Raw genomic sequence first — 25,818 nt, forward strand, 5'->3', positions numbered from 1 at the left:
TGCGAAGCTCGGAGCCATGACGATCCGCCGCATCCGCACCGACGACGTCGACGCCGTCGTCGACCTGGTCCACGCGCTCGCCGAGTACGAGAAGGCTCCCGACGAGTGCCACCTGACCTCCGATCAGCTGCACGCCGCGCTGTTCGCCGACAAGCCCGCGCTCTACGGCCACGTCGCCGAGGCCGACGGCGAGGTCGTGGGCTTCGCGCTGTGGTTCCTGAACTTCTCCACCTGGCGCGGGGTGCACGGCATCTACCTGGAGGACCTGTTCGTCCGTCCCGAACACCGCGGTTCGGGGCTCGGCAAGGCGCTGCTGGCCGGCCTGGCCGCCGAATGCGTCGAACGCGGTTACGCGCGCCTGGAATGGTGGGTGCTGAACTGGAACCCCGCGAGGGCGTTCTACGAATCGCTGGAGGCCGTCGCCATGGACGAATGGACGGTCTACCGCCTCACCGACACCCCGCTGCGGGAGCTCGCCGAGCAGGCGAGCTGACCGGCTCGTGCGCCACGCCCGGCGACCCCTGGAGCAGCTCAGCCGTCCCCGGGCTCGTCGCGTTCGGCGGCCCTGCCGGACACGCCGCCGCGCCTGGCGGCCTCCTCCTCCGTTTCGTCGGGCCGCTGGCCGAGCACCCACGCGCGCGAGTCCCTGCGGAAGAGCAGCACGATCACGGTGACACCGGCGATCATGATCGGCACCCCGAACGCCGACTGGTCCGAAGGGCCGGCCGCGTACCAGCCGACTCCCACGAGAATCAGCGCGACGACCAGGGACGGCGATCGCGCCCAGGTCTTGCCCAGCAGCAGCCCCGCCGCACAGGCCAGCACGGCGACACCGAGCACGACGTAGTAGCTCACCTCGGCGGCCAGATCGGGACTCCTGCCGGTGACCGCGAGCGCGATACCGATCGCGATGAGCGCGAAGCCCGGCAGTGCCGTCAGCAGCCCCGCGTACCGGACTTCGCGGGGCGCGGGCGAGATCTTGTCGGCGAGCGCCACGAGCGGGCCTTCCCTCGGATGTGACCGTGCGTGAACGCTTTCGATGGTATGCCACCCGGACGGCCGTTTTCCGGCGCCCACCATCGCGACAAGGATTCGAGGTGTCGTCGATGAGCCGGCGGTCGTCCGGGGTGCACTCGTCACGGCGGAAGTCGACACGTTCGCCGACCACGGCAGGAGGCAGCAGGCCAGGAGAACGGGCTGGCGATTCACCTACGCTGGACGAGTGCGCGCAGTTCTCGTCGTGAATCCACAGGCCACCGCCACCTCACCGGGAGGGCGTGACGTACTGGCACACGCCCTCGCCAGTCAGGTGAAGCTCGAGGTGGTCGAGACCGAGCACCGTGGTCACGCGATGACGGTCGCCCGCGCGGCCGCGCGTGGCGAACTCGGCGACGTCGGCCTCGTCGTCGCGCACGGCGGGGACGGCACGGTCAACGAGGTCGTCAACGGCCTCATGGACGGTGCCGGTCGCGCTGCGCGGCACGGGCCAGGGAGCCTGCGCGACGTCCGCGACCACGAGACCGGGCGAGTGCTGCCGGGCTCGCCGGCGGACCCCGGTTCACTGCCGCCGGTGCCCGCGCCGATGCTGGGGGTCGTCCCCGGCGGTTCCGCGAACGTCTTCGCGCGCGCCCTCGGCCTGCCCCGCGATCCTGTCGAAGCGACCCACCGCCTGTTGCATGCCGTGGACACGGGTTCCACGCGGCGGGTCGGGCTCGGCATCGCCGACGGCGGACGCGCCGCAGCGCGCGCGGACGACACCTCAAGCGCGGTGGCGAGCGGGGCGCGCTGGTTCACGTTCAACGCCGGCCTTGGCTGGGACGCGGACGTCGTGGCAGGCGTCGACGCGAAGCGCGGCAAGCGCACGAGCCCGGCGCTGTACGCCCGCACGGCCGTTTCCGCCTATCTGAGGCCGCCGCACGGCAGGCCCGCGATGAGCCTCGAGCTGCCCGGCGAGGAACCGGCGGACGTGCGGACCGTGTTCGTCTCCAACACCGACCCGTGGAGCTACCTCGGCTCCCGGCCGGTGCACCTGAACACCAGCAGTTCGTTCGACACCGGCCTGGGGCTCTTCGCACTGCGCAAGATGGGCACGGCGACGGTGCTGCGCCACCTCAGGCAGGCCTTGCATCAGGGCAAACACCGAGGTCGACGGCTGATTCGCGAAGACGATGTGTCGTCCGTCTGCGTGAAAGCCGAAAAACCCGTAAACTTTCAGGTCGACGGAGACCTGGTCGGAACGCGCACCAGGGTGGAGTTCCGGAGCGTCCCACGGGCGCTCACCGTCGCGGTATGACTGGTCGCAGCCGGTGAACAGCAACCAGCTGATCACCTCCGGCAAACCCCGGTTGCCGCTCATCGACGCTGAGGCTCCACTCGCCGCAAAGTTCGATCGACGGGCGGCGTTGCTGAGAGGTAAAGCCGCAGGTCAGATCGGCGTTTTGCTGCCGTGACCTGACTCACCGATCCGCCGAAAACACTTGTCGAAGCCCGGGACTCGTGAAAGCATTCACAAGCACCCCGAAAACGACCGCCAAGACGACGTTGGCGCGGCACCCCCGCGTCTTGAGAAGGAGCTCAAGAATGGACTGGCGCAACCGCGCGGCCTGCCGAGACGAGGACCCGGAACTCTTCTTCCCCGTGGGAACGAGTGGCCCCGCCCTCTCGCAGGTAGCTGCCGCGAAGGCAGTATGCCACCGCTGCACCGTCGCTTCCGACTGCCTCGCCTGGGCCCTGGCCAGCGGCCAGGACGCCGGCGTGTGGGGCGGCATGGACGAGGACGAGCGTCGTGCGCTCAAGCGTCGCCGCGCACAGGTCGGTCAGCACAGCAACGCCTGAGCAGACCGCCGCAGGTAATACGACCTGCCTTTTGCCCGGATTGACGTAAATACTTTTTACTGGGGCCGAGGCAAAAGGTTTGAGGGCCGGCATCCCTATTCGGGTGCCGGCCCTCAAGCGTGTCCGGGGCCTCAAGCGTGTCCGGGGCAGCGTGCGAATGCATTCGCACAGCCGGGGTTACCGCGAATGTTCGCTGTCTCGGAGAAACGGGACTCCGCGTGCACGGGTTTTCCGGGAGCGGGGTTTCGGGAAGCGCCGTTTCCGCGAGCGGAGTGTTCCGGAATCCGATTCAGCCGCGACGATTGAGCGGCACCCGGAGGTTCGCCTCGGTGCCGCCGTGACTGCCGCCGCGCAGCGACAGCGACCCGCGCAACTCGGATTCGGCCAGTGTCCGGGCGATCTGCAAACCGAGCCCGTCGGCGCGTTCCAACGAGAACCCTGAAGGCAGGCCGCGTCCGTCGTCGCGGATGACGATGTCGAGCCGGCCGGCCGACCGGTCGACCGCGATCTCCACCTCGCCGGCTTGTCCCGGTTCGAACGCGTGCTCCACCGCGTTCTGGACCAACTCGGCGACCACCATCACCAACGGCGTGGCGATGTCGGCCGCGACGATGCCGAACGAACCGCTGCGCGACAGCTTCACGTGTGCTTCGGCGGTGGCGACCTCGCCGACCATCGGCAGCACGTTGTCGAACAGCTTGTCCAGGTCGACCTTCTCGTCCACCGACATCGACAGCGCTTCGTGGACCATGGCGATCGACGACACGCGGCGCACCGACTCGGTCAGGGCCTCCCGCGCCTCGCCGCTGGGCGTCCGGCGTGACTGCAACCGCAACAGGGCGGCAACAGTTTGGAGGTTGTTCTTCACGCGGTGGTGAATCTCGCGGATCGTCGCGTCCTTCGACATCAGCGCCCGGTCACGGCGTTTGACCTCGGTGACGTCGCGGGCGAGCACCAGCGCGCCCGCGGGTCTGCCCGCCGGGCGCAGCGGCAGCGCACGGAACAACGCGACGGCACCCCGCCGCGACTCCGCCTCCGCGCGGGTGCTCGGTTTGCCCGCCACGGCGTCGAGGATGCGATGCGAGATCTCCGTCGCGTCGAACGGATCACGGATCAACGACCGCGTCAGCGGCGCCAGCCGCGCGCCGATCAGATCCGATTCGTAACCCATGCGGTGATACGCGGACTGGCCGTTGGGGCTGGCGAACACGACCGTGCCGTGCTGGTCGACGCGGATCAGCCCGTCGCCGACCCGCGGGCTCGTGTGCACGTCGGTACCGCCGTCCGGGCTGGGATACGTACCGTCGGCGAGCATCTGGCACAAGTCGGCCGCGCTGCCCAGATAGGCGATCTCGAGTGGACTCGGCACCCGCGGCGACGCCAGGTTCGTGTCGCGGCTCAGCACGGCGACCGCCCGGTCCCCGAACCGCACCGGGATCGCCTCTCTGCGCATCGGCAGGTCGTTGTACCAGTGCGGCTCCTCTTCGCGGCACAACCGCAGTTCCCGTGCGGCACGCGACAGCTGCGGGTGTTCCTCCGCCGTGAACCGCGTGCCCACGACGTCCTCGACGTGCGCCGTCGGGCCCGTCGTCGGCCGCACCTGCGCGACGCACACGAAGTCACCGTCACTGCCGGCGACGGGAACCCACATGAGGAAGTCCGCGAACGACAGGTCCGCGAGCAGCTGCCATTCGGCAACCACGAGTTGCAGATGGTCGACCGCCTCGCCCGGCAGGCCGGTGTTGTCGGCGAGCAGTTCCGCAAGTGTGGACATCGATTATCGACCACCGCACATCGTCACGATTCGTACGCGGACCGGTCGTGATCCGCTCTGCAATACTCCCACCCGCCTCGTCCGAGTCCCACCACCAGCAGCAGGCGTCACAACCGGTGGCGGCTCCGGGAGCTCCCCGCCCAGCCGAAGAGAGCGGGGAACGCACATGCCACACTGGGGCCAGCAAGTCATGGAGGAATGAACATGTCGAAGCGTGCACGTAAGCGCCGCGATCGCAAGAAGAACAAAGCGAATCACGGCAAGAAGCCCAACACCTGATCCGCCGCCCCGAGCGGCCGTCAGAAACGGCGAAGACCCCGGCGACTTCTGCGGAAGTCGCCGGGGTCTTGCTCTGTCACGGATGTCGTTGTGGAGTGCCGTGCCGCGGTGACAGGACGTCCGACGCGGCTGCGGTCAGGTGCCGTCGGAGCCTTCGCGGACCTGCTCGATCGTCAGCTCGGTCTCGCTGAAGCGCACGCCACCGCGTTCCTCGACGGTCCTGCGGATCGACGCCCGCAGCCGCTCCTTGAGGTCCACCGGCGCCTGATCTCCGCCGCACTTACGGTGCAGCAGCTGTTTGATCTGGTCGTCGATGCCGTACTCCTCGAGGCACGGCGGGCAGTCCTCGATGTGCTTGCGCAGCTGCGCGTCGCGGTCGGCGCTGCACTCACGGTCGAGCAGCAGATAGATCTCCGCGAGCGCCTCGTCGCAACACACGTCACGGTCCTGCTCGGGCTTGTGGTCCGGCTGTTCCAGCGTGCTCATCGGCCAGCCACCTCCGGGGTCGCGTTCGCGGGCCGGATGAAACCACGGTCGGTGGCGACGTCGGCGAGCATGTTCCGCAGCTGGCTGCGCCCACGGTGCAACCGCGACATCACGGTGCCGATCGGCGTGTCCATGATCTCGGCGATCTCCTTGTACGCGAAGCCCTCGACGTCGGCCAGGTACACGGCCAGCCGGAACTCCTCGGGCAGCTGCTGCAGCGCCGCCTTCACGTCCGTGTCGGGCAGCTTGTCCATGGCCTCGACCTCGGCCGACCGCAGCCCGGTGGAGGTGTGGCTCTCCGCCTGGGCGATCTGCCAGTCGGTGATCTCCTCGGTCGGCTGCTGCAGCGGCTGCCGCTGACGTTTGCGGTAGCCGTTGATGAACGTGTTGGTCAGGATGCGGTACATCCAGGCCTTCAGGTTCGTGCCCTTCTTGAACGAAGAGAACGCCGAGTACGCCTTGAGGTAGGCCTCCTGGACGAGGTCCTCGGCGTCGGCGGGGTTGCGGGTCATGCGCAGCGCAGCCGAGTACAACTGGTCGATGAGCGGCATCGCGTCCCGCTCGAACCGCGCGATGCGGTCCTGCTCGCCCTCGGGGCTCTCGGCCTCCGCGGTGCGGTCGGGGGCGTCGGACGGTGTCGCAGTCTCGGCGCTCGGTCGCTCGGCTGTTTCAGCGGTTGCGGGCTCGGCAGAGTTCTGCGTGCTCGGCAAACCGTTCCCTTCCAGATCGGTGGCCGGGTCAGCGATGATCTCGGCGCTCGTGCTGTGCCTCTCGCGCCGGCTTCGGTTACCCGCCACCGACGGCACATATGTCTCGACCGAGGATACGCCCCTGGCGCTCTCGGGTCTGGTCAGAATCGTCGGCACACCCCCTGCAACGACGACCCTCGATCGGGTATTCCCACCCCCGGCGGCGGCATTTCACGAGTCGCCTAGCCTGCACGTCATGGCGGGTAAGGGGACACCGGCGACGGCACTGTTGGCCAAGCGCGGCGTCGAGCACACACTCCACACCTACGAGCACGACCCGCGTCACGAGTCGTACGGACTGGAGGCCGCCGAAGCGCTGGGAGTCGCACCGGAGCGGGTACTGAAGACGCTCGTCGCGACCGTCGACGGCGTGTCGACCGTCGGGGTCTTGCCGGTCACGGGGCAACTCGATCTCAAGGCGCTCGCCGCAGCCGCGGGTGGCAAGAAGGCGAGGATGGCCGACCCGGCCGCGGCGCAGCGGGCGACGGGTTACGTCGTCGGCGGGATCTCACCGCTCGGCCACCGTTCGCGCCTGCCGCTCGTCGTCGACGCCTCGGCCGAGACATTCGCCACGGTGCTGATCTCGGGTGGCCGGCGGGGCCTGGAGATCGAACTCGCCCCGGCCGACCTCATCACGCTGACAGCAGCCACCGTGTCAGCTATCACAGCCTGACTCACCCGAACGGGCGATCTCCGACCGGAGTGTCGATACCTCCCCCAAGGGCACCTTGGTGGCACTCAACGCAACCAGGGTGCCCTTGGGGGCACTCAACGCGAGTAAGGCGGCCACGTTGCGTGTCAGGAAACGAGTGGCCGGGTCACCCGCGCGAGCCACTCCGAGGCGGCACGCGCGACACCGTCGAGGTCGGCCTTCAGGCTGTGATCGCCCCGGACCATGACGATCTCCCGGTGCGGTCCCGCCACCGGCCTGCCGAACGAGTCCGACTCCCCCTGGACCACGAGCGTGGGCACCCGCACGCCGTCGAGCTCGGCCTGCCGCGACTTCTCCGGCTTGCCCGGCGGGTGCTCAGGGAATGCGAGGCACAGCACCGCGTCGGCCTGTCCCTGCTCCGCGGTCCGGCACGCCACCCGCGCTCCCGACGACCGCCCGCCGAACACCAGCGGCAGCCCTTCGAACCAGCGGCCGGACAGCTCCTCCACGACCGCCAGCCACGCCGCGTCCAGCTGTTTCGCCGGCGCGGGCGCTTTCCTGCCCGCCACGCGGTACGGCTGTTCCACAAGCGCCACGTGCACGCCCTGCTTGCGTGCCGCTCCGGCGACGGCAACCAGGTCCGGCGCGCCGATCCCGCCTCCTGCTCCGTGTCCGAGCAACAGGCCCGCGCCTGCCTCCTCGGCGAGGTGCAGTTCGACCCGGGCCGGGCCGTGCGGCGTGTCCACCTGCGCCGTGGTCATCGCGCACCCGGCACGTCGAACAGGGCGCCCTCCGAGGATTCCGCAGTCGACGGGGCCGCCGAGTCCGCCGGCGCCGCCGCGCCGTCGGTGTCGAGCTCGACCGCCTCGTCGACGCGGTCGAGAAGCTGAGGTCCGTTGTTGCGCACGTTGTTCACCAGCGTGGACACCGGGCGCAGCTCGAGCGTGTCGACGACGTCGAGCCCCGGCGGTTCGAGCAACGACGTCACGTCCGTGCGGTCGGGGTCGAGCCAATCGTGCCATCGGTCCGGCGGCATCAGCAGCGGCATCCGGTCGTGGATGTCGGTGAGCTGGCCGCGCGCCTCCGTGGTGATGATCGAGCACGTCACCAGCGGCGGAGCGTCCGGCTCGCCCTTCGGGTCGCGCCACGTCTCCCAGATGCCCGCGAACGCCAGCGACGAGCCGTCCCGGCCGGTCATGAAGAACGGCTCCTTCGGCGCCTTCTTCTTCGGCTGCCCTTCCGGAACGGGCCCGACCTTCCACTCGAACCAGCCGTCGGCGGGGATCAGGCAGCGGCGCCGCGACAGTGCCTTGCGGAAGGCGGGCTTCTCCGCCGCCGTCTCCGCGCGGGTGTTGATCATGCGGTTGCCGATGGCGGCGTCCTTCGCCCAGAACGGCACCAGTCCCCAGCGCAACACCCGCAGGGCACGCTCGGCTGGCGCATCGGGGTCCACGTTGCCCTCGGCGTCACGAGGATGCCGTTCGACGACGCCGACCACGTTCTTGGTCGGTGCGACGTTGTAGTTCTCCCCGGGTGCGTGCCCCTCCGTGCCGTCGGCCGCCTCGAACTCCTGCATCAACGCGGCCGGGCTCTTCGTGGCGGCGTAACGGCCGCACATGGCGTCTCCCTGTGTTCGTCGACGGACTCCTCACCCAGCGTGGCACGCCTGCCGACCCCGGGCGAGGCCGATGAGGGATCATTACCCCACCGACGAGCCGGCGGCAACGTCGTGCGCCGCGGCGGCGCGGGCTCGATCATCGGTAGGTGAACCGGCAGGAAGGTGAACGTCCGTGGCCCGTGGCGACTGGCGCAGGCTCGACGAGAGCGACGTGCGCGTGCGCCCCGGCAAGAGCACCCGTCCGCGCAGCAAACGCCGTCCCAGCCACGCCGAGGCGGTGCCGGCGATGGTCACGTCGGTCGATCGCGGCCGCTGGCGGTGCGCGGTGGAGTCCGATCCGGACCGCGCCGTCACCGCGATGCGCGCCCGCGAACTGGGCAGGACGCCGATCGTCGTCGGCGACCGGGTGCACCTCGTCGGCGACGTCAGCGGCAAACCCGACACCCTCGCGCGAATCGTGCGCGTCGAGCAGCGCTCCAGCGTGCTCCGGCGCACCGCCGACGACACCGATCCGTACGAGCGCGTCGTCGTCGCCAACGCCGAACAACTGCTCATCGTCACGGCACTCGCCGACCCACCGCCGCGCACCGGGTTCATCGACCGGTGTCTCGTCGCCTGCTACACGGGTGGGCTCGACCCGGTGCTGTGCCTGACCAAGGCGGACCTCGCCGATCCCGGCGAACTGTTGGCCGAGTACGCCGACCTGGCCGTACCCGCCGTCGTGACCAGCCGTGACGGCGACATCGACGAGCTCGTCGACCGGCTGGAGGGGCGGGTGTCCGCGTTCGTCGGGCATTCCGGTGTCGGCAAGTCCACGCTGGTCAACCGGCTCGTGCCGGAGGCGGATCTCGCGACCGGTGAGGTCAGCGCGGTCGGCAAGGGCAGGCACACGTCGGTGAGCGCGATCGCACTGCCGCTGCCCGGCGACGAGGCGGGCTGGGTCGTCGACACCCCCGGCGTGCGCTCGTTCGGGCTCGCGCACGTCACGGCCGACGACATCGTGGGCACGTTCAGCGGATTCGCGGAAGCCGCGGAGGAATGCCCTTCGGGCTGCGGGCACCTCGGCCCGCCCGCCGACCCGGACTGCGCACTCGACGCCGTCGAAGGAGGCGGCGCGCGACTGGCTTCGCTGCGACGGCTCCTGGCCTCGCGCGCGGGCCTCGACGCGTGACGGATCGCGGCGGCCGCGTCACGGCGGGTGGCACCGACGAAAGTCGCCCCGCAGTGAGGGCCCCGTGAAGCGTGGCGCAGCCCACGGAACCGCTACCGTAAGCGGCACATCGCAGTGGAAAGCAGGCGCAGCAGCGGCTGCATCGACGATTTTTGGGGATCTCACATGCGCAAGACCTCACTGGTGGCCGGGGTTGCAGCCCTGGTGCTCACCCTGTCCGCCTGTGGTGGCGGCGACGACAACGCGGCCGGCAATGGCGGCTCGGGCGACGGCAACGGCGGTAACGGCGGCGCCTCGGTCGGCAACCTGTTCAAGGACGCAGGCACGCTGGCCGACGCGGCGTCGCAGAGCACGTCCGCGAAGAAGACCGCCAAGTTCGACGGCACGATGTCGTTCGCCGGCCAGGACATGTCCTACAAGGGCGAAGGCGAGTTCGGCGGCGAGCCGAAGGTCAGCATGACCATGTCGATGCCCGGCTCCGGCCAGGAGGTCGAGACCCGCATGATCGGCCAGACCATGTACATGAACATGGGCGGCACGTGGATGAAGGGCGACATGGCCGAGCTCGGTCAGGCGCAGAGCGCCGAGATGAACGACCCGACCAAGATGCTCGAGTTCGCGCAGAAGGCCGGCGAGATCACCGACAGCGAAGAGACCACGCTGGACGGCGAGCAGACCACGCACTACACCCTCGACCTCGACTTCGCGAAGCTCGCCGAAGAGGTCGGCCAGATGACCGGCGCCAACAAGGCCATGTTCGACGGCGTCGAAGCCACGATCCCGATGGAGATCTGGCTCAACAGCGACGACCTGCCGGTCAAGGTCACGATGGACATGAGCGAAATGATGAAGCAGGTCGCCGAGAAGGCCGGGGGCAACGCCTCGCAGATGGCCCAGGGCGGCATGACCATGGAGATGAACTACTCCGACTGGGGCGCTCCGGTGAACGTCGAGGAGCCTCCGGCCGACCAGGTCCAGGACATGCCGTCGGGCGGTCTGCCGAACTGACGCGCACCCCGCCGGTTTTCCGGCATTCGACGAGCCCCGGGCTCCGCCTTCACGCGGAGCCCGGGGTTTTCGTCTGCGGCCCCCGCCCTGACCGGCAATCCGGTGGGACGCGCTCGATTGGTGACCCCGGGCGACGGTCCCGAATGCAGGACACGCGGTGCCGAGTGCAGAACACGCGCGAGGAGGCCGTCAGCCCATGTGGGGGTAGCCGATCGACGTCGGCGCGTCGAACGCCTCCTTCACCGAGCGCGGGCTGACCCAGCGGAGCAGGTTGAACATCGACCCGGCCTTGTCGTTCGTGCCCGAACCGCGGCTGCCGCCGAACGGCTGTTGCCCGACGATCGACCCCGTGGGCTTGTCGTTGACGTAGAAGTTGCCCGCGGCGTGGCGGAGCGCGCGGTGCGCCTGGCCGATCGCCGCGCGGTCGTCGGCGAACACCGCGCCCGTCAGCCCGTATCCCGCCGTCGTGTCGCACAGTTCGAGCGCCCGCTCGTACTCGGCGTCGTCGTAGACGTACACCGCCACGATCGGGCCGAAGTACTCGGTCGACATCACCGGGTGCTGCGGATCCGTCGTCACCAGCACGGTCGGGTCGACGAAGTAGCCCACCGAGTCGTCACACCCGCCGCCGACGAGGACCTCGAGCGCGGCGTCGCCGTCCACACTCGACAACAGCTCCCGGTGCTTGGCGAACGCGCGCGCGTCGATGACCGCTCCGCCGAAGTTCGACAGGTCGGTGACGTCGCCGTAGGTGACATCGCGGGTCAGGTCCGCGATGCGGTCGCGCAGCCCGCCTTCCCACAGCGAGCGTGGCAGGTAGGCCCGGGAGGCCGCGGAACACTTCTGCCCCTGGTACTCGAACGCACCGCGCACGAGCGCGGCCGCCACCTTGTCGGAGTCCGCGCTCGGGTGAGCGACGATGAAGTCCTTGCCACCGGTCTCCCCGACGATCCGCGGGTAGCAGCCGTACGAGTCGAGGTTGTCGCCGATCGCGCGCCACAGCTTCTTGAACGTAGCGGTCGAGCCGGTGAAGTGCAGGCCCCCGAACCCGGGGTCGGCCAGCGCGACCTCGCTGACGGCCTGCCCGTCGCCGGTGACGAGGTTGATCACGCCCGGCGGCAGCCCCGCCTCCTCGAACGCCCGCATCGTGTAGTGAGCCGCGAGCTGCTGGGTCGGCGTCGGCTTCCACACGACAGTGTTGCCCATGAGGGCCGGTGCGCTCGGCAGGTTGCCCGCGATCGCGGTGAAGTTGAACGGCGTGATCGCGGTGACGAACCCGTCCAGCGGCCGGTACTCCATGCGGTTCCACACGCCGCGCACCGAGTTCGGCTGCTCGGCGAGGATTCGGCGGGCGTAATGGACGTTGAACCGCAGGAAGTCGATCAGTTCGCACGCCGCGTCGATCTCGGCCTGCTGGATCGACTTCGACTGGCCCAGCATCGTGGCGGCGTTGATCGTGTCCCGGTACGGTCCCGCGAGCAGGTCGGCGGCGCGCAGGAAGACGGCGGCACGCTCGTCGAACGGCAGCTCGCTCCACGCGCTGGCCGCGTCCTTCGCCGCCGTCACGGCATGGCCCACGTCCTCGCGGGTGGCCTGCGCACTCACGCCGAGTACGTGACCGTGGTCGTGCGGCTGGACGACGTCGAACCGGTCCCCGCCTGCCATGCGGCGCTCACCGGCGATCGTCTGGGTCAGCTCGGCCTTCTCCCCTTCGAGTTCGGCCAGCCTGCGCTGCAGACTCTCCCGTTCGGCGCTGCCGGGTGCATATGCGTACACGGGCTCGTTCACCGGCACCGGTACGGATGTCACGGCGTCCATGGTGGTCATGACGCTCTCCTCTGCTGCCTTGTGGGCGGTTCTCCTGGTGCCGATTCTCCCCGCCACACCGGGCCTGCGGGGAGAACAACCGCGACATCCGTTCCGGTGCCGATCCGCGCGCCCCGGTGACCGATCGCCCCGACCACCACCGGAGCGTGTCCATGGGCACAACACGGGGTCCGCAAGGCGCAACACGATCCCCGCGGGGCGCAACACGGGCCCCGGAATCCGCAACACGGCTCACCGGGCGGGGCGCCCGCGGTCACAGCAGTTCGAGGAAGAACGGCACCTCCTGCGGCGCGTACCAGGCGAGCTCGTGGTCCTCGGCCTCGCCCAGCACGAAATCCGCGTCCAGATCGCCCAGGTCGGCACGGTCGATCACATCGGCGGCGGCCACCACGGCCTGCTCGGCCTCCACCGCGTCGACGTGCACCGCGGCGATGTCGTCCATCGTCACCGACCCCGCCATGCGCACCACGGCACTGTCCAGGTCGGGCCGCGGCGTGACGTCGTTGTCCTCGATCTCCGCGGCGATCACCACCCGGCGCGGCGGCTCCTTCTCGTCTATGCCCGATCCCGAGTCCTGCTCGGCGTCCTCGTGCGAGGCCAGCAACCGCAGCGACGCCCTCGCGGCGTCGAGCAGCGCGGCGTACTCGAGCTCCTCGGTCGACCCGCTCACGTACGCCTCGCGCAGCGCAGGGGTCAGCGAGAACGCCGTCCCCCGCACGGGGGTCAGTTGTCCCTCGGAGACGAGATGCCGCAGCATGCCGATCGTCGCGGGCACGTACACCCTCACCATTTGTTACCCCTCAGCTCTTCCAGCGACTCCTCGATCATGTCCGCGAGGACGTCGACGTCGTGCATGGCCTTCCGGTCACCGTTCAATCCGAAGTAGACATCACCCTGGTACGAGGTGACACCCACCGCGAGCGATTGATCCCGCCCGAGTGGCAGCACCGGGTAGATCGCCGACAACCGTCCCGGACCCGCGTACAGCGATTCCTGCGGTCCCGGCGTGTTGGCGATGAGCACGTTGAACCCACGCCGCGGCAGCGAACCGGCGACCCGGGCGGCGAGCGCGTTCATCGTCGCGGGTGCGAATCCTCCCATCTTCACCATCGTCCTGGCCGTCACCGGCCGGTCCGAGCCGAACTGTTCGGCCATCTCGTGGGCCACGTGCTGCAGCCGCAGTATCGGGTCGGGCTCGCCGACGGGGAGGTCGATCAGGTACGGAACGAGCCTGCTGGTGGTCAGTTCCGCCGGGGAGAACTCGGCGTCCTCGTGCTGCACCGCCGTGGGCACCAGCGCCCGCACCGAGGCCGAGGGCGGCACGTGCTGGCCCCGCGATTCCAGCCAGTTGCGCAGCGCACCGGTCAGCACCGTGAAGATGACGTCGTTGACCGTGCAGTCGCGGGCGGACCGGATGCGGCTGAAGGTGTTCAGGTCGGTGCGGACACCCGCGAACACACGCCCGCCCGAGACCCGCGAGTTGAGCCGCCGTGCGGGCCCGGTGCGGGCCGGCGCCGTGGCCGATCGCGCCGCCGCGGCGAACGAACCAGCCGTCCGTGCGCTCCTGCCGAGGCCCGACACGACGTCCCGTGCCAGGAATCGCACGTTCCTGACCAGCTCAGCGGGCTTCGTCGCGGCGTCGGTGAGCGCGTCGGTGACGAGCCGGGGCCACCCCGGCATGCGCCGCGGCGTCCACTCGCCCGCAACCTGTGCCCGGTCCGCGGTGCCCTCGTCGAGCAGCACCTGGGCGAGATCGACCGTGCGTGCACCGTCGACGAGCACCTGGTGCGCCTTCGTCACCAGCGCGACCCTGTCCCCTTCGAGCCCCTCGATGTAGTACGCCTCCCACAGCGGCCGTTCCCGGTCCAGCGGGCGCTGCATCAGCCGGGCGACCAGGTCGAACAACTGGTCGTCACTGCCAGGGGCGGGGAGGGCCGACCGGCGCACGTGATAGCCCAGGTCGAAGTCGACGTCGTCGGCCCACACCGGCGGCGCCAGATGCCCCGGAACCGGCAGCAACCGTGTGCGGTAGCGCGGCAGATAGTCGAGTCGCTGAGCGATGACCTGCATCGCCGTGTCGAAGTCGAAGCCGTCGCTGCGGCGCTCGAACACGGCGACGCTGCCGACGTGCATCGGCGTCGAGGGCTGTTCGCCGTACAGCTGGGCGGCGTCCAGCGCGGGCAGACGGTCGGGCATGCCCCGATCCTGGCACAGAGGGCGGGCCCGGCACGTGGAACACTCACGAGCGTGACCGACCCGAACGCCGTATCGCCGAAGGACCGGTTCTTTACCGTCTACGGCCGCAAGCCCGTCCTCGAAGCACTCGCCGACCCCGAGCTCGAGGTCGACAAAGTGATTCTCGCCGACACGGCACGGGGCCCGGCCGCCTCGGAGATCCGCGGCGCCGCCGCCGACGCGGGGGTGGCGGTGCAACACGCCAGTGCGCACCGGGTGAAGGTGCTCGCCGGCAACGGCAAGCAGGACCAGGGCGTGCTCGCCGACGTCGTCGCCCCGCGGATGCGGCCCCTCGCACAGGCGCTGGCCGACCGCACCCCGCCTGCGCCGGTGCTCGTGCTCGACGGTGTCACGACTCCCGCCAACGTCGGCATGATCCTGCGAACGGCCACGGCGGCGGGCCTCGGCGGCATCGTCGTCCCGCGCAAGGGTGTCGCCGCGCTGGACCCGCTCGTGGTCAAGGCGTCGGCCGGGGTCGCGTTCCGAGCTCCCGTGCTGCGCACCGGCACCGCACTCGACGCGGCCGAGCAGCTCACCGATGCGGGCTTCGCCGTGTACGCACTCGGTTCGACGGATTCGACGTCGACCGACGCGGTGCACGACGCGGCCGAACCGCTCTTCGACGCGGAACTGCCCGCACGGTCGGCGTTCGTGCTGGGAGGCGAGACCGAGGGCGTGGACCCGGAGGTGGCCGGGTACGTCGCGAGCTGGCTGTCCATCCCGATGCCCGGCGACGTCGAATCACTGAACGTGTCGGCCGCCGCGGCGGTGCTGTGCTTCGAACTGGTGCGCCGCGGCCACGCGGGTTGAGCACCTCGCTCCGGGTGCGCGACAGCACCAGGGCGGAGTGTCCCGGAGCAGGGCCGCCCGAGAGCAGGCGTCCAAGAGCAGGGCGTCCGGAAGCAGCTCCCGGGGCCAGGCTCCCGACGTCAGAAGGGCACGTCGGTCGACGGCGGCTCACGGGACATGTCCGACGGCAGGTCCGGGAACAGCGCCAACAGCTCCGTGATCGTCTCCGACACGGAGGTGTGACGGACGCCGACCATCCCCGCCGCGACGGCTCCCCACACGTTGCCAGGGGCGTCGTCGACGAACACGCACGCCTCCGGCGGCAGCCCAAGCCGCTCGGCCGTGAGCAGGAAGACCTCGGGCTCCGGTTTCATGACGGCGACCTCACCGGAGAAGACGAGGTCGTCGAACCGTCCGTGCAGTCGCCGCCGGACGGATCCGCCGCCCGCCGCGTTGGACAGCAGCGCTGTGCGCACCCCGTGCTCTCGCGCGATGTCGACGAGTTCCAGCAGGTTCTCGCCGCCGCTGTCGGTGAGCACGCCCGCGTAGTCGAGCACGATCCCGTTCAGCGTGCGGCCGTCGGTATCCGATCCGGTCACGCACCCGAGCGTAACCCGACGGTGTCCTAGCGGATCATTGCGACGTTCGTGGACATTTTCTTCAAATACATCAAACCGGGCGTCTTCGGAATCCGTGCCGGCGTAATTCACCTCTATTCCATAGCGGGCCACGAAGAGTTCGCGGGAATTGCGAAGAATTACCCAGAGGGGGAAATGAGTATGACTACTCAGGCCGACCGGCCGCGCATTCAGGCGCTCGACGACCACGAGTGCCGCGACACCCGAACGGCCGGCCGTGACGGGTCGCGCGCACTGCCGGACGTCGATATCACGGCCCTGTTGAGCGGAATCCCGGACCAGCGAACCGGAAGCCGACCTCGCAGGGATCTCTCGAAGAATCAGGTGGAGCGCATACTCGGCGCACTGCTGGAGGTACACAGTGGACTGCGGCCCGTGGCGCAGCTGACCCCGTGGCTGTCGCCCGAACTGTCCACCAGAATGCGCGACGAAACGCCGCGGAACCGGCCACGGTACCAGCTGCATTCGACGCATCTGTGCCGGTCCGCCGACGATTCCCTCGAAGTCGCCGCGACCACGCGGGCGCAGGCGCGGACGGTGGCGGTGACGGCGCGTTTCGAACGCCGCGCTCGTCACTGGTGCTGCACTCAGTTCGCCGTGCTCGACCCGCGAACGGCGTGACGGCGCCACTCCGGCAAGGCTGAGAACCACGTCCCGCCGAAACGACAGCGGGGCCTGTCGGGAACAGTTCCCGACAGGCCCCGCTCGTGGCACATCGATACCCCGCGGTCAGACGAGCGGACGGCCGCCGCAGGTTCTCAGCGGGCACCGCCACGCAGGGTGAGTACGATTTCTACTTCTTCGCGGACTTCTTGTTCTTCTTGGCCTCTTCGCGTGCGGCGGCGCGGCGCTCACGCCGACTGCCGCTCGCTGCGGAGTTCTTCGGCTTGTCCGCGCCGGTGCCGCGCGCTTCGACACCGCCGTCCTCGGCCGGGCCCGAGTACGTCAGTGCCTGCGGCGCGGCACCGTCGAGGCCTTTGCCCTGCAGAGCGGCCGGCGCGGCCGGTTCGGCCGCCGGCTGCGGTGGGGCCGGCTTCGCGTGCCTGCCCGATCGCGAACCGCCACTCTGGTTCGCGCTCTGCTGCGACCCCTGGCCCGACCCTGCGCCCTGTGCGGCGGGGACCGGCGCCTCGGCTGCCTCCGGCGCGTCCGCCTGCGGCTGCTGCGCCTCGACCTGCAGGTTGAACAGGAAGCCGACCGTCTCCTCCTTGAGGGACTCGAGCATCCCGGAGAACATGTCGTAGCCCTCACGCTGATATTCGACCAGCGGGTCCCGCTGCGCCATCGCGCGCAGGCCGATGCCCTCCTTGAGGTAGTCCATCTCGTAGAGGTGCTCGCGCCACTTGCGGTCCAGCACCGACAGCACGACGCGCCGCTCGAGTTCGCGCATCGCGCCCTCGCCGACCGTCGTGTCGAGTTCGGCCTCACGCGCCTCGTACGCGGCGGTGGCGTCGTCGAGCAGCAGTTCCTGCAGGCGTTCGGGGCTCAGGTCCTCGTCGTCCTCGACCAGCTGCTCCCAGTCGAGCGACACCGGGTACAGCGTCTTCAGCGCCGTCCACAGCTGTTCGAAGTCCCAGTCCTCGGCGTAGCCCTCGGAGGTGGCGCTCTTGACGTACTCGCTGACGACGTCGCGGAGCATGTTCTGCACCTGCTCGCGCAGGTCCTCGCCCTCGAGCACCCGGCGACGCTCGGCGTAGATCACCTTGCGCTGCTGGTTCAGCACCTCGTCGTACTTGAGGACGTTCTTGCGGATCTCCATGTTCTGCTGCTCGACCTGCGTCTGAGCACTCTTGATGGCCTTGGTGACCATCTTGTGCTCGATCGGCACGTCCTCGGGCAGGTTGAGCCGGTTCATCACCGTCTCCACCATCGCGGCGTTGAACCGCCGCATGAGTTCGTCGCCCAGCGACAGGTAGAACCGCGACAGACCCGGATCACCCTGCCGGCCGGAACGACCGCGCAGCTGGTTGTCGATCCGCCGCGACTCGTGCCGCTCCGTACCGAGGACGTACAGCCCGCCGGCCTCACGCACGGCGTCCGCCTCCGCCTTCACCCCCGCAGTGACCTCTTCGAGCACCTCCGGCCATGCGGCCTCGTAGTCCTCGGAGCTCTCCACCGGGTCGAGCCCGCGCTCACGCAGCGTCTCGTCGGCGATGATGTCCGGGTTGCCGCCGAGCACGATGTCGGTACCGCGGCCCGCCATGTTCGTCGCGACCGTGACCGCGCCGCGCTGACCGGCCTTGGCGATGATGAGCGCCTCGCGGTGGTGCTGCTTCGCGTTGAGCACCTCGTGCGGAACGTTGAGCTTGAGCAGCAGTTTCGACAGGTGCTCCGACTTCTCGACACTGGTCGTGCCGACCAGCACCGGCTGGCCTTTCTCGTGCCGCTCGGCGATGTCCTCGGCGACCGCCTCGAACTTGGCCTGCTCGGACTTGTAGATCAGGTCCGACTCGTCGGAGCGGATCATCGGCCGGTTCGTCGGGATCTGCACGACGCCGAGCTTGTAGGTCTGATGGAACTCCGCGGCCTCGGTCTCGGCGGTACCGGTCATGCCCGAGAGCTTCTCGTAGAGACGGAAGTAGTTCTGCAGCGTGATCGAGGCGAGCGTCTGGTTCTCGGCCTTGATCTCGACGCCTTCCTTCGCCTCGATCGCCTGGTGCATACCCTCGTTGAAGCGCCTGCCCGAGAGGACACGGCCGGTGAACTCGTCCACGATGATGACCTCACCGCTGCGGACGATGTACTCCTTGTCCTTGTTGTAGAGCTCCTTCGCCTTGAGGGCGTTGTTGAGGAACCCGACCAGCGGCGTGTTGGCCGCCTCGTAGAGGTTGTCGATGCCGAGCTGGTCCTCGACGAACTCGACACCCGCCTCCGTGACACCGACCGCGCGCTTGCGCTCGTCGACCTCGTAGTGGGTGTCCTTCTTCATCAGCGGCGCCATGCGCGCGAACTCGACGTACCAGCGCGACGACTGGTCCGCGGGACCCGAGATGATCAGCGGCGTCCGCGCCTCGTCGATCAGGATCGAGTCGACCTCGTCGACGATGGCGAAGTTGTGGCCGCGCTGCACGCAGTCGTCGAGGCTCCACGCCATGTTGTCGCGCAGGTAGTCGAACCCGAACTCGTTGTTCGTCCCGTAGGTGACGTCGCAGTCGTAGGCTTCCTTGCGCTGCGACGACGGCATGTCGGCGACGATCGACCCGACGGTCACCCCGAGGAAACGGTGCACCCGGCCCATCCACTCGGCGTCACGTTTCGCCAGGTAGTCGTTGGTGGTGACGATGTGGACGCCCTTGCCGGAGATGGCGTTGAGGTAGACGGCCATGACCGACGTCAGCGTCTTACCTTCACCGGTCTTCATCTCGGCGACCTGCCCGAGGTGCAGTGCGGCACCGCCCATGAGCTGGACGTCGTAGGGGCGCTGCCCCAGGACCCGGTGGGCACCCTCACGCGCGACCGCGAACGCTTCCGGCAGCAGGTCGTCGAGCGATTCGCCGTCGTCCTGATGCCGCTTGCGGAACTCGTCGGTCTTGGCAGCCAGCTCGGCGTCGGAGAGGCTTGTGACGTCGTCTTCGAGGGTGTTGATGTGCTGAGCGATACGGCTGAGCCGCTTCACCATCTTGCCCTCGCCCGCACGGAGCAGGCGGTTCAGAAGCATCCGGGTCGACCTCGCTAGTTGGTTCGGTTTCTCGTGCGCCACCCCGGCCCGCGCCTGGGCAGCCGAGTCCGCCGCGCGGCAGCCGGCGCCAAAGCACACCCGCGCCCACGCAGCACTGCCCATCGTAGGGAATGCGCAGGCCCGTGCGCACACGGCTCGGCGTGCCGGGTACGCGGTGCAACGAAAGTGCCCTCCCGGCCTCACACCGATTGAACACCGCCCGGCCCACACCGGATACCGCTGCGGCGGCGGCACCACCTCGGCCGGTCGTCCGGCGGCCCGGCGCCGGACACGGCGGTGGCCCGCGCACACGTGGTGTACGCGGGCCACCCTGAGACGAAATGCCCGAGCGGGGTCAGCCCAGCCGGATCACGCCGTAGTCGAATCCTTTCCTGCGGTAGACGACGCTCGGCTTGCCCGCGTCGGCGTCGTTGAACAGATAGAAGTCGTGCCCGACGAGTTCCATCTCGGAGAGGGCCTCGTCCACCGTGATCGGTTTGGCCGAGTGCTGCTTCTCCCGCACGATGCGACCGGGTTCGTGGTCGTCACCGATGTCGCCGCGGTCGGCGATCGCCAGATCGTCGAAACCGTCGTCCAAGCGCTGGGACGGCAGCCGGATGGCGCCGTCCGCGCTGACGGTGTCCGCTGCCGACGACATGACCGCGCCGTCCATGTCCTCGGTTTCGGCGGGGGCCTCCATGACGGCGGTCGTACCACCGCCGGACCGGCTGTCGGCCCCGCCTGCGGTGGCCTCCGCAACGGATTCCGGAACGCGCCGTCCGTAATGCACCTTTCTACGGTCGTGTGCCCGGCGCATCCGGTTTTCGAGCTTACTCACAGCGGCGTCGAGCGCGGCGTAGAAATCGCCCGCACTCGCTTCCGCACGCATGGCAGGTCCTTTGCCCCTACCCGTGATTTCCACACGCTGGCAGTTCTTGGATTGGCGTCGATTGCGCTCGTGGAAAAGCTCCACCTCGTAGCGGATGACTTTGCGGTCGTATCGTTCGAGCCGGTCCAGCTTCTCACTCACGTGCTGCCGGTAGTGCTCCGGGACCTCCACGTTGCGGCCCTTGACGACGATATCCATACGCGACCTCCCTCGCGGAAAGCGAGTCCATTGCAGCGAACACCGGCACCGGGGAGAAGAAATCGATCATGCGTCATTCATGCGGCACGCTGATCAATTTCCGGGATTTCAGCTTTCCGCCGGCGCCAGGGACATTTACTGGCCACCTCCCTGTTGCCGGGAATTGCTGTTAGCGGTGCACATTAGCCCGGTTCCGGCTCGGAGAACAGCCCCCGGTGCGGGGGACGTCGGACGGTGAACCGTGGTCACGTTCCGGAGCCGGAAACCGGCATGCAAGCCCTCGTCCGGACTCGATCGGAGCAACATCGGGGTGAACGGCACCCGGCTGCCGCACGACGAGCGCGTAAGCGCCTGGCGGACGGTGACGAGGCGGTTGCTCATACCCGGACAACGAACAGCCTCCCGCCGTGGTTCCGACTCACCCGATCGCGGGTCCGGTGCGGTCAACAGCCGCCGTGGGCGCATCCCCCGGTGCTCTGGACCATCCGAGCCATACCGATCAGGCCGCTGTCAGGGTGAGCGCCACACACGGCTCGATGCCGGACCGCCGCAGCGCCGCACGGCACGCACCGAGGGTCGCCCCGGTGGTGACGACGTCGTCGAGCAGCACCACCGGAACACCGGGCGGCGGCGCTCCCGCGGCCGCGACCCGGAGCCGGCCCGCGAGGTTCGCGGTGCGCTCGCTGCGGTCGAGCCCGACGGCGTCGCGCGCGCCCGCGGCGAGCCGCAGTGCCGGTGCGACCGCAGCGGGCAGACCCGCCTCGCTCAGCGCCGCGGCACCGGCCCTGGCGAGCGCCAGCACGTGCGAACCGCCGCGCGCGCGAGCCGCACTCCGCCGGGACGGCACCGGAACCAGCCACCACGAGCCCGCCGCGTCGGGCCTCGCCTCCGGCAGCCGCGGCAGGGCGGCCGCGAGAGCCCTGCCCAGCGGCCGCGTCAGGCCTCGCCTGCCGCGCTCCTTGTGCGCCACGACGAGCGCCCTGGCGACGTCGGCGTGACGCGCGAGCGCATACGTGGGCCCGCCCGGCGCACCTGCGCCGTGCACCGCGGCCGGCCGCGCTGCCCCGAAGGCGGACAGGCACGACGGGCAGCACGCCCCTCCCGGTGCGTCACAGCCTGCGCAGTTCTCCGGCAGCACCAGGTCCAGCAACGCCGCCGCACCCGCGGCCATCCCCTGTTTCGTCACGCCGGGCAGCATGCCGCCCGGCCCCGACATTTCCGGCGAGGATCAGGCGCCACGACGCGCGTGCGACGGGGTGAACGTCACCCGGGGTAGAACGGCACCGCCGAGGACGAACGCCGGTCGTGGGGACGCCACACGTCGCCGAGGTCGCTGGCCGTCCACAGTCCCGTCGCGTCGGCGACGACCGTGGGCCGCCCCGGGGCGGCGGTGATGCCACGCATCGGCGCGATGAGGTTCGAACTGTTGAACTGGTCGATCCGCAGCCCGTCGACCGGCACGCGCACCACCGGGCTCGATTCCGACTGGGTGGCGACCGCGAGGGCGTCCTGACCCGTCCAGTCCAGTGCGACCGCGTCGTCGAGTTCGTCGCCCTGGAGCACACGCGGGGAGCGCAGCGCAGCCGACGTCCGGCTGTCGTTGTCCCGCACGACCGCCGCGACGACCACCTTCCCGCCGATGACCATCGCCGCGCGCGTGCCGTCGCGCGAGAGCCGTAGCTCGTCAATGTCACCGATCGGGTTGATCTCGGCCGAGTTGACCGACTGCGTGACCCACCGGCCCTCGGCGTCGGTGACGGCCTGCACCACCCGCTCACCGCCGGTGACGGTCCACACCTCACGAGACTGTTCGCTGCGCGTGGTCGCCGGCACCCACGTCGGCCGGGTCATCGTCCGCGCATCGAGTTCGACGGCCTGTCCCCGCGAACCGTACGGCCCGATCCGCAACCGCACGCCGCGATCGGCCCGTTCGACGACCGCCAGCTGGTCCCCGCCGAGCGACTGGGCCGCGCTCTGCACCTCGATGTCGCCCGACCCCGCGGGTCCCGGGATCGGAGCCCCGTTGCCCAGCGAGTGGACCTTGCCGTCCGCTGTCATGAGACCGGGCAGGTCGGAGCTCGGCGTCGCAGCCGCCTGGTAGGACGGCAGTTCGCCGGGGCGCCAGTCGCGGTGATCCTGCACGAGCGCACTGCCGTTGGACAACAGCCGCACGCGACTCGTCGTGACCGTCTGCAGCGACCGCACGAGCTGCGCCACGATGAGTTCCCTGTCGTGGTCGCTCTTGTCCTCGACCCCGGTGAGGGGCACGGCCAGCGCGCCGTCCCGCGTCGTCGTCACGTTGGTCTTGAGCGAGGCATTGTCGCCGAGCGGATTGCGGACCGCCCCGGTCAGCCCGTCCGACGGACCGGCCAGCAACAGGTCCACCACTCGTGCCGGCAGCCCCGACTGCGGGCTGGCGACGACGTAGCGCAGATCGGGCACCAGCACGTTCGACTCGGGGGCGAAGAAGTACACCGGCACGCGGAAGTAGGTCTCGTCGAAGTCGGAGACGGTGATCAGCACGCTCTGCGGCGGGTCGACGATCCGCCACTCCCCGTTCTCCTTGCGCAGGCGCACGTTCTGTTCGACGGCGTCGTCCGCAGGGATGAACGAGCTGTCGGCCGCGAGCCTGCCGACGTGCCCGCCGCGGACGGTGACGATCTGTTCGTCCGGGGCCGACGAGGCCGTGGACCCGCCAGGGGGCGACGTCCCGGTCGCCGGGGCCTGCCTCGTGGGCGGCGCCGACCCGGGCGTACTGCGCGGCTGGTCGCCCTCGGCCCCTGCCTGGCCGTCCCCCGCCGGGGCCTCGCCGGTCTCGTCACCTGCGCGGTCGTCACGACGCTCACCGGGTTCGGCGTCGGGCCTGGTGGTGACAGGTCCGCTCCGCTCGTCGTCGGAGCCGAAGACGGTGCTGAACTCGTCCTCGATCACGGCGACGGACGAATCGGGTTGCCACTGCTTGCGCGCCCGCTGCGACAGATAGGCACGGGCCGCCGCGTAGTCACTGGCAGGTTCCGCGCTCGCCTCGACGAACTCCCGCACGAGCGACAACGGGTCCAGCCCGGGGGCGGGCTCCGGTACGGCCTCGGTCTGCTGCCCGCGCTGCTGCTGCGGCAGGGCCTCGGGCTGCGATTCGGCCGGGATCGCGGCGCAGCCGCTCACCAGCAGTGCGGCCAAGCCCAGCGCCGCCCACGGGCGCAGCCTGCGTGAACGGGCCAGGGCGCGCGATTCCTGTGTCGTCACACCGTCTCCCCTGGTTGCAGGTCGGTCCGGACGTCGCGGGCCCCGTCGGCGCCGGCGGCAGGACGCGCGTCCTCAGGTGGCAGGGGCAGCGGGTTCGCCGTGTACGCGCCGCCGACCCTGCGCGGCAGGGTGAGGCGGAAGCACGACCCGCGGTCGGGCTCGCCCCACGCATCGAGTGTGCCACCGTGCAGGCGCGCGTCCTCCTGGCTGATGGCCAGGCCGAGCCCGGTGCCCCCGGTACGCCGGTTCCGGGACGGATCCGCACGCCAGAACCGGTTGAACACCAGCTCCGACTCGCCCGGACGCAGCCCGATGCCCTGGTCGCGGATCGTGATGGCCACGGCGCCGGGCCATTCGGCCGTGCTGCCGGATCCGCCCTCGGCCCCGGCCTCGTCCGTGGTGCCGTCGCCGGGTTCGGCCGTGGCGGGGGTTTCGGGTTCCGTCGCCGCGAGGCGCAATCGGACCGGCCTGCCTTCGCCGTGGTCGACGGCGTTGGCCAGCAGGTTCCGCAGGATCCGCTCGATGCGCCGGGCATCGACCTCGGCCTCGACCGGTTCGTCCGGCAGGTCGACCTCGATCGGGCTGCCCATCGACTCGGCGAGCCCGCTCACCTGCTCGGCCGCGCGCTGCGCGATCGGCCGGACGTCGGTGACCTCCGACGACAGCTCCTCCACACCGGCGTCCAGCCGGGAGATCTCCAGCAGGTCGGCCAGCAGCTGCTCGAACCGGTCGAGCTCGTCGGTCAGCAGTTCGGTCGACCGCGCCAGCCCGGCGGGGAACTGTTCCCGTGAGGCGTGCAGCACGTCGGCGGCCATCCGCACCGTGGTCAGTGGGGTACGCAGCTCGTGCGAGACGTCCGAGGTGAACCGCCGTTGCAGTTCGCCGAACTCCTCGAGCTGGCGGATCTGCCGCTGGATGCTCGCCGCCATCTCGTTGTAGGCGACGGCCAGCTTCGACAGATCGTCCTCGCCGATGACCTCGAGCCTGCGGTCCAGCTCCCCGTGTGCGAACTGTTCGGCCGCACCGGCCGCCCTGCGCACGGGCTGGACGACCTGCCGCACCACGATGTTGGTGATACCGGCCAACAGGGCGAGCAGTGCGAAACTGCCTACGACCAGCGTGTTCTGCACGGTCGCGACCGTGTTCTGTTCCGAGGTGAGCGGGAACAACAGGTAGACCTGCAGCGGGCGGGTGGTCGTGGTGATCGGCGCGCCGATCGCCAGGTACGTCGTGCCGCCCGCGGTGTGGAACTCCTTGGCGGGCGTGTTGTTCTCGACGAACCCGCGCAGCCTGCCGGAGACCTTGTCGTACGGACCCGCGGAGATCGTGCGGCTCGCGGGCCGCTCCGGGTCGCCCGCGGCGAGTACGGGCTCGAACGTGCCGGCGGCCGAGCTGGAGGCGTCCTGCGCCGCGACCGAGCTGGTCGTGATGCGGTTGACCGCGTTGGTGAGCCGTTCGCGCAGGGCGTCGTCCTGGCCCGCGTCCCCGACGAGCTCGCTCTCGACCGTGCGCACCACCGCGTCGAGCTGGGCGGTCGCCGCGTCCTCCTTGGTCGTCATGAGCCGGTCGGTGATCTGGTTCTGCAGCACCATACCGAGCACGAACACGACCGCGGCCGACATCGCCAGCGTCGACACCGTGACCCGGAACTGCAGCGAATGCCGCCACAGCTCATTGAACGCGGTGCTCTTACGCCGCCCGAACGCCGCGACGCGGCGGGCCAGCCCCAGCAGCAGCCCGCCGAGTCCGGTCAGGCGATCTCTCATGAG

General features: G+C 69.8%; 25 protein-coding genes. 10 read left to right on the forward strand and 15 right to left on the reverse strand.

The features are described from left to right. The first annotated feature begins 16 nt into the window (after window positions 1-16). Entirely contained in the window at window positions 17-493 is a 477-nt protein-coding gene (locus tag LY12_RS11505; protein WP_253855850.1) for a GNAT family N-acetyltransferase, read from the forward strand. Window positions 494-531: 38 nt separating this feature from the next. Here LY12_RS11505 and LY12_RS11510 read toward each other — a convergent pair whose 3' ends face one another. Next, window positions 532-996: a hypothetical protein gene (locus LY12_RS11510; protein WP_253855852.1), complete on the reverse strand. Its 465-nt coding sequence runs from the start codon at window positions 994-996 to the stop codon at window positions 532-534. A gap of 226 nt (window positions 997-1,222) precedes the next feature. Here LY12_RS11510 and LY12_RS11515 point away from each other — a divergent pair, with 226 nt between their 5' ends. From LY12_RS11515 to LY12_RS11525, 3 genes are all read left to right on the forward strand, one after another. Beyond that, a complete protein-coding gene (locus LY12_RS11515) occupies window positions 1,223-2,293 on the forward strand; it encodes a diacylglycerol/lipid kinase family protein (RefSeq protein WP_253855855.1) in 1,071 nt (356 codons plus the stop codon). A 13-nt stretch (window positions 2,294-2,306) separates the two neighbouring features. Continuing rightward, window positions 2,307-2,450: a hypothetical protein gene (locus LY12_RS11520; protein ID WP_253855858.1), complete on the forward strand. Its 144-nt coding sequence runs from the start codon at window positions 2,307-2,309 to the stop codon at window positions 2,448-2,450. Between the two features lie 130 nt (window positions 2,451-2,580). Further along, on the forward strand, window positions 2,581-2,835 hold the full coding sequence (locus tag LY12_RS11525) for a WhiB family transcriptional regulator (RefSeq protein ID WP_183655860.1): 255 nt from the start codon (window positions 2,581-2,583) through the stop codon (window positions 2,833-2,835). Between the two features lie 289 nt (window positions 2,836-3,124). Here LY12_RS11525 and LY12_RS11530 read toward each other — a convergent pair whose 3' ends face one another. Continuing rightward, on the reverse strand, window positions 3,125-4,609 hold the full coding sequence (locus LY12_RS11530) for a sensor histidine kinase (protein ID WP_253855859.1): 1,485 nt from the start codon (window positions 4,607-4,609) through the stop codon (window positions 3,125-3,127). 204 nt (window positions 4,610-4,813) lie between these two features. Here LY12_RS11530 and LY12_RS26250 point away from each other — a divergent pair, with 204 nt between their 5' ends. Beyond that, on the forward strand, window positions 4,814-4,888 hold the full coding sequence (locus tag LY12_RS26250; RefSeq protein ID WP_369299110.1) for a 50S ribosomal protein bL37: 75 nt from the start codon (window positions 4,814-4,816) through the stop codon (window positions 4,886-4,888). A 135-nt stretch (window positions 4,889-5,023) separates the two neighbouring features. Here the strand turns inward: LY12_RS26250 and rsrA are convergent, their stop codons facing one another. Continuing rightward, window positions 5,024-5,374, reverse strand: coding sequence for a mycothiol system anti-sigma-R factor (gene rsrA, locus LY12_RS11535; RefSeq protein ID WP_253855860.1), 351 nt, complete (start codon window positions 5,372-5,374; stop codon window positions 5,024-5,026). Further along, window positions 5,371-6,084 (reverse strand): sigma-70 family RNA polymerase sigma factor, encoded by a 714-nt coding sequence (locus tag LY12_RS11540; protein WP_253855861.1) that lies wholly within the window; start codon window positions 6,082-6,084, stop codon window positions 5,371-5,373. Before LY12_RS11540 ends, rsrA begins: the two co-directional genes overlap by 4 nt. A 235-nt stretch (window positions 6,085-6,319) precedes the next feature. On the opposite strand from LY12_RS11540, the gene ybaK reads away from it, so the two are divergent. Next, complete coding sequence (gene ybaK / locus LY12_RS11545) at window positions 6,320-6,796, forward strand: Cys-tRNA(Pro) deacylase (protein WP_253855862.1); 477 nt, start codon at window positions 6,320-6,322, stop codon at window positions 6,794-6,796. Window positions 6,797-6,921: 125 nt separating this feature from the next. Here ybaK and LY12_RS11550 read toward each other — a convergent pair whose 3' ends face one another. Both LY12_RS11550 and LY12_RS11555 read right to left on the reverse strand, forming a co-directional pair. Beyond that, window positions 6,922-7,536, reverse strand: coding sequence for an alpha/beta hydrolase family protein (locus tag LY12_RS11550; RefSeq protein WP_253855863.1), 615 nt, complete (start codon window positions 7,534-7,536; stop codon window positions 6,922-6,924). Beyond that, window positions 7,533-8,393: an SOS response-associated peptidase gene (locus tag LY12_RS11555; protein WP_253855865.1), complete on the reverse strand. Its 861-nt coding sequence runs from the start codon at window positions 8,391-8,393 to the stop codon at window positions 7,533-7,535. The genes LY12_RS11550 and LY12_RS11555 overlap by 4 nt, the downstream gene beginning before the upstream one ends. A gap of 172 nt (window positions 8,394-8,565) precedes the next feature. On the opposite strand from LY12_RS11555, the gene rsgA reads away from it, so the two are divergent. Next, window positions 8,566-9,564, forward strand: coding sequence for a ribosome small subunit-dependent GTPase A (rsgA, locus tag LY12_RS11560; RefSeq protein ID WP_253855867.1), 999 nt, complete (start codon window positions 8,566-8,568; stop codon window positions 9,562-9,564). 165 nt (window positions 9,565-9,729) lie between these two features. After that, window positions 9,730-10,572, forward strand: coding sequence for an SCO4651 family lipoprotein (locus LY12_RS11565; RefSeq protein WP_253855869.1), 843 nt, complete (start codon window positions 9,730-9,732; stop codon window positions 10,570-10,572). A 189-nt stretch (window positions 10,573-10,761) separates the two neighbouring features. On the opposite strand, the gene pruA is transcribed toward LY12_RS11565, so the two are convergent. From pruA to LY12_RS11580, 3 genes are all read right to left on the reverse strand, one after another. Then, window positions 10,762-12,390 carry an L-glutamate gamma-semialdehyde dehydrogenase gene (pruA, locus tag LY12_RS11570; RefSeq protein WP_253857313.1) on the reverse strand — a complete coding sequence of 543 codons (1,629 nt, stop codon included), beginning with the start codon at window positions 12,388-12,390 and terminating at the stop codon, window positions 10,762-10,764. A 262-nt stretch (window positions 12,391-12,652) separates the two neighbouring features. Further along, window positions 12,653-13,186: a DUF6912 family protein gene (locus LY12_RS11575; RefSeq protein WP_253857315.1), complete on the reverse strand. Its 534-nt coding sequence runs from the start codon at window positions 13,184-13,186 to the stop codon at window positions 12,653-12,655. After that, complete coding sequence (locus LY12_RS11580) at window positions 13,183-14,595, reverse strand: WS/DGAT/MGAT family O-acyltransferase (protein WP_253855871.1); 1,413 nt, start codon at window positions 14,593-14,595, stop codon at window positions 13,183-13,185. Before LY12_RS11580 ends, LY12_RS11575 begins: the two co-directional genes overlap by 4 nt. 51 nt (window positions 14,596-14,646) lie before the next feature. Here LY12_RS11580 and LY12_RS11585 point away from each other — a divergent pair, with 51 nt between their 5' ends. Beyond that, complete coding sequence (locus LY12_RS11585) at window positions 14,647-15,444, forward strand: TrmH family RNA methyltransferase (RefSeq protein WP_253855874.1); 798 nt, start codon at window positions 14,647-14,649, stop codon at window positions 15,442-15,444. 119 nt (window positions 15,445-15,563) lie between these two features. On the opposite strand, the gene LY12_RS11590 is transcribed toward LY12_RS11585, so the two are convergent. Beyond that, complete coding sequence (locus LY12_RS11590; protein ID WP_253855876.1) at window positions 15,564-16,022, reverse strand: HAD-IA family hydrolase; 459 nt, start codon at window positions 16,020-16,022, stop codon at window positions 15,564-15,566. A gap of 48 nt (window positions 16,023-16,070) precedes the next feature. On the opposite strand from LY12_RS11590, the gene LY12_RS11595 reads away from it, so the two are divergent. Further along, window positions 16,071-16,682: an Rv3235 family protein gene (locus tag LY12_RS11595; protein WP_253855878.1), complete on the forward strand. Its 612-nt coding sequence runs from the start codon at window positions 16,071-16,073 to the stop codon at window positions 16,680-16,682. 172 nt (window positions 16,683-16,854) lie between these two features. Here the strand turns inward: LY12_RS11595 and secA are convergent, their stop codons facing one another. From secA to LY12_RS11620, 5 genes are all read right to left on the reverse strand, one after another. After that, on the reverse strand, window positions 16,855-19,719 hold the full coding sequence (gene secA, locus LY12_RS11600) for a preprotein translocase subunit SecA (RefSeq protein ID WP_253855880.1): 2,865 nt from the start codon (window positions 19,717-19,719) through the stop codon (window positions 16,855-16,857). 355 nt (window positions 19,720-20,074) lie between these two features. Continuing rightward, a complete protein-coding gene (hpf, locus tag LY12_RS11605; protein WP_253855882.1) occupies window positions 20,075-20,806 on the reverse strand; it encodes a ribosome hibernation-promoting factor, HPF/YfiA family in 732 nt (243 codons plus the stop codon). Between the two features lie 499 nt (window positions 20,807-21,305). Continuing rightward, a complete protein-coding gene (locus tag LY12_RS11610) occupies window positions 21,306-21,977 on the reverse strand; it encodes a ComF family protein (RefSeq protein WP_253857317.1) in 672 nt (223 codons plus the stop codon). A gap of 92 nt (window positions 21,978-22,069) precedes the next feature. Further along, the gene (locus LY12_RS11615; RefSeq protein WP_253855884.1) at window positions 22,070-24,049 is read right to left on the reverse strand and encodes an LpqB family beta-propeller domain-containing protein; all 1,980 of its coding nucleotides are present in this window, start codon (window positions 24,047-24,049) and stop codon (window positions 22,070-22,072) included. Then, window positions 24,046-25,815, reverse strand: a complete 1,770-nt coding sequence (locus tag LY12_RS11620) for an ATP-binding protein (RefSeq protein WP_253855886.1) — start codon at window positions 25,813-25,815, stop codon at window positions 24,046-24,048. Before LY12_RS11620 ends, LY12_RS11615 begins: the two co-directional genes overlap by 4 nt. Window positions 25,816-25,818 lie beyond the last annotated feature (3 nt).

Source organism: Prauserella alba (assembly GCF_024171735.1).
GTDB classification, from domain to species: Bacteria; Actinomycetota; Actinomycetes; order Mycobacteriales; family Pseudonocardiaceae; genus Prauserella; species Prauserella alba.